The 7,871-nt window shown below is 41.2% G+C and carries 5 protein-coding genes; 1 reads left to right on the top strand and 4 read right to left on the bottom strand.

Features of this window, described 5'->3' with window-relative positions; translation table 11 throughout:
- The 4 genes from CWC18_RS16490 to CWC18_RS16475 form a co-directional block, all read right to left on the bottom strand.
- Positions 1–2,255 (bottom strand): FimV/HubP family polar landmark protein (locus CWC18_RS16490; protein WP_283957032.1); only part of this gene is annotated, 2,255 nt, incomplete at its 3' end.
- Positions 2,256–2,522: 267 nt separating this feature from the next.
- Positions 2,523–3,539, bottom strand: a complete 1,017-nt coding sequence (locus CWC18_RS16485; RefSeq protein ID WP_138592430.1) for an aspartate-semialdehyde dehydrogenase — start codon at positions 3,537–3,539, stop codon at positions 2,523–2,525.
- A gap of 1 nt (position 3,540) precedes the next feature.
- Complete coding sequence (locus tag CWC18_RS16480) at positions 3,541–4,674, bottom strand: 4-phosphoerythronate dehydrogenase (protein ID WP_138592429.1); 1,134 nt, start codon at positions 4,672–4,674, stop codon at positions 3,541–3,543.
- An 85-nt stretch (positions 4,675–4,759) separates the two neighbouring features.
- Positions 4,760–5,056 carry a DUF6419 family natural product biosynthesis protein gene (locus tag CWC18_RS16475; protein ID WP_138592428.1) on the bottom strand — a complete coding sequence of 99 codons (297 nt, stop codon included), beginning with the start codon at positions 5,054–5,056 and terminating at the stop codon, positions 4,760–4,762.
- A 292-nt stretch (positions 5,057–5,348) separates the two neighbouring features.
- Here CWC18_RS16475 and fadE point away from each other — a divergent pair, with 292 nt between their 5' ends.
- Positions 5,349–7,802 carry an acyl-CoA dehydrogenase FadE gene (gene fadE, locus CWC18_RS16470; protein WP_138592427.1) on the top strand — a complete coding sequence of 818 codons (2,454 nt, stop codon included), beginning with the start codon at positions 5,349–5,351 and terminating at the stop codon, positions 7,800–7,802.
- Positions 7,803–7,871: the final 69 nt, after the last annotated feature.

Raw genomic sequence — 7,871 nt, 5'->3', positions numbered from 1 at the left:
TCGGGCGCTGCTGCAACATCTAAGTCAGTGTCAGTAAGCTCAGGCTCATCTTCATCAACTAACGCACCTAATTCATCTGCTTCTTCGACCAAATCGTTGATATTGTCAGCCTCAAACTCTTCTTCTAAAGAAGGCGCTTCCATTTCTAGTTCAGCCTGATCCAATAAGCCATCGATATCATCAATATCAAATTCATTTTCAGATGATAAAGCCTCCTCTTCAGAGCCCGCTTCGTCAATCAGACCATCGATATCATCAACATCAAACTCTTCTGCTAATGATGACCCTTGTACTTGAGGTGCCGCTTCATCAATCAATCCATCGATATCATCACTATCTAACTCTTCTTCTAATGATGACGCTTGTGCTTGAGGTGCCGCTTCATCAATCAAACCATCGATATCATCAATATCAAATTCATCTTCAGATGATAAGGCCTCCTCTTCTGAGCCCGCTTCGTCAATCAAACCTTCGATATCATCTATATCAAATTCATCTTCAGATGATAAGGCTTCCTCTTCAGAGCCCGCTTCGTCAATCAAACCGTCGATATCATCTATGTCAAATTCATCTTCAGATGATAAGACCTCCTCTTCAGAGCCCGCTTCGTCAATCAAACCATCGATATCATCTATATCAAATTCATCTTCCGATGAGGTATCGTCAGACTCCGTCGCAACTTCGTCCAATAACCCATCAATATCATCGATATCGAAATCTTCCACTTCACTTTTCGCATCACTGCTGCCAGCTTCATCTAGCAAGCTATCGATATCATCCAGATCTAAATTGTCTGACGATTCAACAGTTTCTTGCCCGTTGGACTCTAACAGGGAGTCAACATCAGGTTCACTCGACGTCTCATCTAAAATTGAATCTATATCTACATCTTCTTGTGAGTCTTCAGCGAGTTCTTCACTTAAAGCAGCTAGCGCATCATCACTGATATCAAGTTCATCGTCATTACTATCATCAACACTTGATACTTCGTTGAATAGATCGTCAATGTCTCCGTCATTTAAAATATCACCGGAGTCTTGCTCTATATCCAATGCAACTTCATCACCTAATCCATCTGGTTCATCAAAGTTTTGTTGTAAGAAGTCATCGAGATCATCGCCACTATCAAGCCCATCATTTTCATCATCAAATACAATGTCGTCACTGAGTAAACCATCGAGCTCATCTTGATCTAATGTGTCATTTCCCTCTTCAAAAGCATCATTTCCCAACGAGTCAAACATGATGTCATCATCTTCCGGTAACATATCGTCATCGAGCTGGACACCTTCATCAATTGGTTCCGGTGCGGCGGCTGGTGCTATATCGAGGTCAAGAGGATCAGCGGCAACCGGGGCTTGAGGTAGGAAGTCATCTTCTCCACTACCATCAGTGGCTTCATCTTTATTACGTTTTTTCAAGAAAAAGACAACACCACCAATTGCAAGTAAGGCTGGTAATATTGACATCAATAACAACATAAACGGGTTAGACATCAGTGATTCACCGCTCATACCCGAATCTTGCTGCTTTTGCACTGCTTGTTCTGCTAATAATTCGTTTTGTAAATCGATCAGTGACTTAAGCTGTTGTTGTATTTGGCTATCTTGACCCAATTGCTGCTGAACATTTTTCAATTCATCTGAGATATCGCCGAGTTTTTGCTTAAGTTTATTATTTTCTTTAAGAATATCTTCAACATTACGAACTGAGCTTTTAAATTGATTTTGTAGTTCTAATAACTTGGAATCCTGATCCATTTGCAAAGATTTGAGTCTATTTGCTAATTCGACTTTTGCCTCTTCTACATCAACTTTTCGCGCTTGAGTCACTTTTTTCTGGGCTTGCTCAATCGTGCCATTATCAAGCATGCCATTTTTCTTCATTTCCCATAACGCATCATCTTGATCCGACTTTTGCTTCGCAAACACGGGATTTTCTTTACGCATTTCACCTAAGGTCGGAATACGCAAATAAGCACCATCACGCATATGGTTGAGGTTTTTATCTAAGAAAGCATCTGGATTTTTTGTATAAAATGCACTCATGACTTGATAAATAGTCACGGACTCGTCGTTGCGCACCTTTTTAGCAATACGCCATAAAGTGTCGGAAGGTTTTATTGGCCCTATAGTTCGGCCTTGCATGCCATAATCTGCGCCTTTAGGCCCTTTAATTTGAGCAGCCTCTTGCGTAAAAACTGGCATAGTGATCAATGCAGACGCAAAGATACAAAAAAAGACAAAACCGCGCATGTTGATCCTTTCTGTACATTGTTCAGCATCTCGCCAAACATTTTAATAATGCTAAAGGTAGCTTTTGCAAGCTCTATTCCAATTGCAAACTATAAACCAGTTGTCTACGAATATCCATTGCAACGTATTGAAATTTAACATGCTTATAATAGTTTATGATGAGAGAGAAAACTACTTAGTTTTCAAAAGGTCAAATCTTTGGCGTAAAATTACACTATGGAGGATAAAAGCTGCCGCTCAGCAGCTTTATGCTAATAAGCTAATGAATTACATATAATTTTCTATCAACTCTTCAGCTATCTGTACGCTATTAGTGGCAGCACCTTTACGCGTATTATCCGATACAACCCACAAATTTAAACCATGAGGATGCGAAATATCCTGACGTAAACGGCCAACATAGACTGTGTCGTTACCACTGGCATCACTCACAGGCGTTGGATAATCTTGCTCATCTTCAATAAATTCAACGCCAGGGGCTTCATTAAGCAATTGTTTTATATGCTCAATATCATGTGGCATGCGTGTTTCTAAATGAATAGATTCAGCATGACCAAAAAATACAGGTACCCTTACAGCGGTAGGGTTAACCAATACACTGCTATCACCCAATATTTTTTGCGTTTCCCACACCATTTTCATTTCTTCTTTAGTATAGCCATTTTCTTGGAAAGTATCGATTTGTGGGATAACGTTAAACGCAATCTGCTTGGTAAATATAGTATTTTCCATCGGACGAGCATTCATTAAATTAGCCGTTTGCTTAGCTAATTCATCAACGGCTTCTTTACCCGCACCTGACACAGCCTGATAGGTAGATACATTAATTCTATCTATACCATATGCATCATATATTGGCTTTAAAGCAACCATCATTTGGATAGTTGAGCAGTTTGGGTTCGCAATAATATTTCGATTACGAAAATCGGCTAAACTGTCTTTATTAACTTCAGGCACTATCAACGGCACATCAAAGTCATATCTAAAATGTGATGTATTATCGATCACCACACAACCCGCTTCAGCCGCGATTGGAGCATATTTTTCTGACACGCTACCGCCTGCTGAAAATAGACCTATGTGTGCCTGAGAGAAATCAAACTTTTCAACATCAATGACTTCAATTTTTTCGCCGCGAAAATCAATGTCTTCACCAGCACTTCGACTGCTTGCAAGTGCAAAAAGTTGGTCAACTGGAAATTTTCTATCTTGTAAAGTTTCAATAATTTGGCGTCCAACGAGTCCCGTTGCGCCTAGTACTGCCACATTAAATTTTTGCGACATGTTATTCCTCATTCTTTTCTATTACATTAAAGCCAAGCTGCGCTAACATAGCACCATGCTCACTGCGGTTTTCTATACTCAGCGTACTGAACTCTCTACGTGGTGGATAATTCTTACGTAGGCTATCAAAACCTTGGTTTTGCAAGTTCGCCCGTAACAATCCATCATCACGGCGAATGTCATATACTAAGTGGACTATTCTGCCTAAATCATGTTCGGTTAACGTTTGCTCTATTTGACATTTAGTAAGCGCCGGAATTGGCAAGAAATCAGCCAATGTTTTGGTTGCTGCCACATCAAATAAACGACAAACACCTTGATATAACATTTGCGTACCGCGCGCTTTGCCTTCTTGAGTGTGGCCAGCAATATGTACACTCGAAAATCTCACATAAGAGAGCAAATCAGTCAGTATATTGGGCTCATTCTCCCATACATCTAATACCAGCTCTAACTTTTTCCCAGATTCTAATGCCGTTAACAACGCTTGATTGTCGATAACTTCACCTCGGCTGGCATTAATAACAAGCATCCCAGATTTTAGCTTGTTGATGCGCTCTGCGTTTAGCAAGTGATGCGTTTTATGCTCACCACTTTTAATTAAAGGCACATGAAACGTCACAAAATCAGCCTTGCTTAACGCGGTATCTAATTCAATATGCTCGTTAAGCGTACCATTCTCGTAACGGATCGGGTCGCACAATAGCAGTTCGATCCCCATGCCCAATAATTTGTCACGTAAACATTGCCCAATACTACCAACCCCAATAATAGCTAATGTTTTACCAGCCAATTTGGTATTTGTTTCTTGGCTATAAGCATATAAAGCACTGATCACATATTCCGCGACAGCTATCGCATTGCAACCAGGTGCACTACTAAACGCAATATTATTCTGGGCCAACAGTTCGGTATCAATATGATCGATTCCGATTGTGGCTGTACCGACAAACTTAAGTTGGTTCGCTTCACTGAGTAAATCTTTATTTACTTGGGTCACCGAACGCGTTAATAACACATCCACATCCCTTAGCGCTTCTGATGCTAAGTTGCGACCATCAAAACGCTTTACTTCGCCTAAATCTGAGAAGTACTCTTCTACCAATGGCATATTTTGATCTGCAAGGATCTTCATCTGTTGTTCCCAAGTACGCACTTTGCGTCATATTGTATACCTAAGCCTTTAGCAAATGCGAGTGTCAACAGCACGGAGATATAACTTAATGCCCTTTTAACTTATGAACGCCAGCTCCAATCCCTACAAACATAACGATAATAAGTATTAACACCATCAAAGTGGCCTGTTTTTGCTCTGGCAACAAAATAAGCGGACTCATAAGAATGGCTGTAATGCTGCTAAACGCAATAAACAATGCAGTGTATACACAGCGATTGTAGCCAAAGTATGCACTCACGAGACAAAAGAACAAGCTAACAAAAACGGCAGGCGTGTAGATATTAAAAGACATCCATGTTGCGATTAAAGATACAAAAATTGAAATTGCAGTGTTCATCATTTTAGGTTCCTTCCTGATTTATGATTCACTTAAAAATAGATCAAAAAAACATAAATACAACTTTAAATATATAAATAAAACACAATAGAACGTCTTATACAGACCATGATTCTCATCGCATAAATCATGCTAACTCATATTTTTAGTGCTTAAAGCGGGGCATACACTGGGCGCAACAATCAATGATTCACATTAAATAATCAAATTGAAAGTCCTTATATTTTCTCTTGTAAATATTTGCCTTAGCCGCTAACCTTAATAGGTGGTCAGACCTCTAATAAGGAAGAACAAAATGACACTCATATTTACATTGGCATTGCTCGCTCTACTCAGCGCAGCAAGCTATCATAGGGCTAGCTGGAACACTTGTGTTGGTGTGGCTGCTGTAACATTAATTATCGGCACGCTCTCTGGAGCATTTGGTGCACTTTCATGGTTAATTTTCTTAGCTATTGCTGTGCCATTATCTCTTACGAACATTCGCCAACAGTATGTTATTGCCCCTCTATTCAAAGTATTTAAAAAAGTAACACCGACGATGTCTGATACTGAAAAGTCAGCTATCGACGCAGGGACAACTTGGTGGGAAGCAGATTTATTTTGTGGTAACCCAAATTGGGATAAACTACACCAATATCCAAAACCAAGACTCACCGTTGAGGAACAAGCTTTCCTAGACGGCCCTGTTGAAGAAGTTTGTGCGATGCTAGACGATTGGCAAGCAACTCATGAACTGACCGACTTACCACAGGATGTATGGCAATACTTAAAAGACAATAAGTTTTTCGCCATGATAATTAAGAAACAGTATGGTGGGCTTGAATTCTCTGCTTACGCGCAATCATGCGTACTACAAAAGCTAACCAGTAAATCAACCTTGCTATCTTCTATCGTCGGCGTGCCTAACTCTCTCGGGCCAGGTGAGCTACTTCAGCATTATGGTACTAAAGCACAGAAAGACCATTATCTTCCTAGACTTGCTAAAGGGCAAGAAATCCCATGCTTTGCACTCACCTCTCCGGAAGCTGGTTCTGACGCATCAGCCATTCCTGACTTTGGTATAGTCTGTAAAGGAGAATGGGAAGGAAAAGAAACACTCGGCATCCGATTAACGTGGAACAAGCGTTATATTACATTAGCCCCTGTTGCAACAGTACTTGGGTTAGCATTCAAGCTCAGAGACCCTGATGGGCTGTTAGGTGATAATAAAGAACCAGGTATTACATGTGCTTTGATCCCAACCACAACCCCAGGCGTTAAAATTGGTCGCCGCCACTTTCCATTGAACGTGCCATTTCAAAATGGTCCGACACAAGGCGATGACATCTTTGTCCCAATTGATTACATCATAGGTGGGCCTGAAATGGCAGGTCAAGGTTGGCGCATGTTGGTTGAGTGCTTGTCTGTTGGACGTGCTATTACTCTGCCATCAAACTCAACCGGCGGTATAAAATCACTGGCATTAGCAAGTGGTGCATATAGTCGTATTCGTCGTCAATTTAGGCTTCCAATTGGCAAAATGGAAGGTATAGAAGAATCACTGGCGAAATTAGCAGGGTATGCGTACAGCACTGACGCAGCTGTGACCATGTCTACTGGCGCGGTTGACTTAGGTGAAAAGCCTTCAGTCGTCTCTGCAATCTTGAAATACCACTTAACAGAACAAATGCGTACTTCAACGATGCACGCCATGGATATTCATGGTGGTAAAGGGATCTGTCTTGGACCTAATAATTACTTGGGAAGAGGCTATCAAGGCGCGCCAATTGCAATTACGGTTGAGGGCGCAAATATATTAACCCGCAACATGATCATATACGGACAAGGTGCCATTCGCTGTCACCCTTTTGTACTTGCTGAACTCAATGCGGTTGGCATGACAGATAAACAGGCCGCTTTAGACAGTTTCGACTCATCTTTAATGGGTCATATCGGCTTCACCATATCGAACCTTGTTCGTACCAAATGGTTAGCACTGACAGGAGCGCGCTTTACCAAAGTGCCTTATAACGATGAAACAGCCGTTTTCTATCGCAACGCCAGTCGATATAGCGCCTCTTTAGCGCTTATGTCTGACATCTGTATGGCTGTATTTGGTGGCTCATTGAAACGAAAAGAGCGTATCTCTGCGCGACTAGGTGATTTATTAAGTTATCTTTACCTTGTTTCTGCAACACTCAAGCGTTACAACGATGAAGGTCGTAAAAAAGAAGATTTGCCATTTGTACAGTGGAGCTGTCAGGAGCACTTATACTTGTGTCAACGAGCCTTGGCTGACTTAATAAATAATATGCCATCAGCGCCATTACGTGCTGCATTAAAGCTGGTCTTATTCCCGTTTGGTAGACCGATCCGCAAACCAACCGACACGCTAGAACACAAACTTGCGCATTTGTTACAAACACCAAATGAATCAAGAGATAGACTGGCTGCCCATATTTATTTAACCAACGAACCTTTGAACCTAATAGGCAAACAAGAACAGACATTAAAAGATATTCTTGCTGTAGAACCTATATTTGACAAAGTCTGCCGTGCGAAAGGACAAAAGCTTCCATTCACACAATTAGACAAAGTCGCCAAAATGGGGCTTGAAGCAAATATTCTTAATGAAGATGAAGCCGCGCAACTCGCGGAAGTTGAAGCTAAGCGCCTTGCGGTGATTAATGTAGATGACTTTGATCCAAGCGAGTTAATGGCCGGACAAGCTGCCAAACCCGCTGCTCAAGGTGTAGACGCTGCATAAGCAATAAAGCAAGACAAAACAGTCCACCCAACCCTAAACAAGCCAGCATATGCTTAATGCCAGTCAGTT

Origin of the sequence: Pseudoalteromonas aurantia, from assembly GCF_005886875.1 — a bacterium.
Lineage (GTDB): Bacteria > Pseudomonadota > Gammaproteobacteria > Enterobacterales > Alteromonadaceae > Pseudoalteromonas > Pseudoalteromonas aurantia_A.
This window is presented reverse-complemented; position numbering and strand designations above follow the sequence as displayed.

Coding starts and splice junctions, on each gene's coding strand:
- CWC18_RS16485 (WP_138592430.1), bottom strand. CDS start 3,539: ATGTCGCAAAAATTTAATGTGGCAGTACTAGGCGCAACGGGACTCGTT.
- CWC18_RS16480 (WP_138592429.1), bottom strand. CDS start 4,674: ATGAAGATCCTTGCAGATCAAAATATGCCATTGGTAGAAGAGTACTTC.
- CWC18_RS16475 (WP_138592428.1), bottom strand. CDS start 5,056: ATGATGAACACTGCAATTTCAATTTTTGTATCTTTAATCGCAACATGG.
- fadE (WP_138592427.1), top strand. CDS start 5,349: ATGACACTCATATTTACATTGGCATTGCTCGCTCTACTCAGCGCAGCA.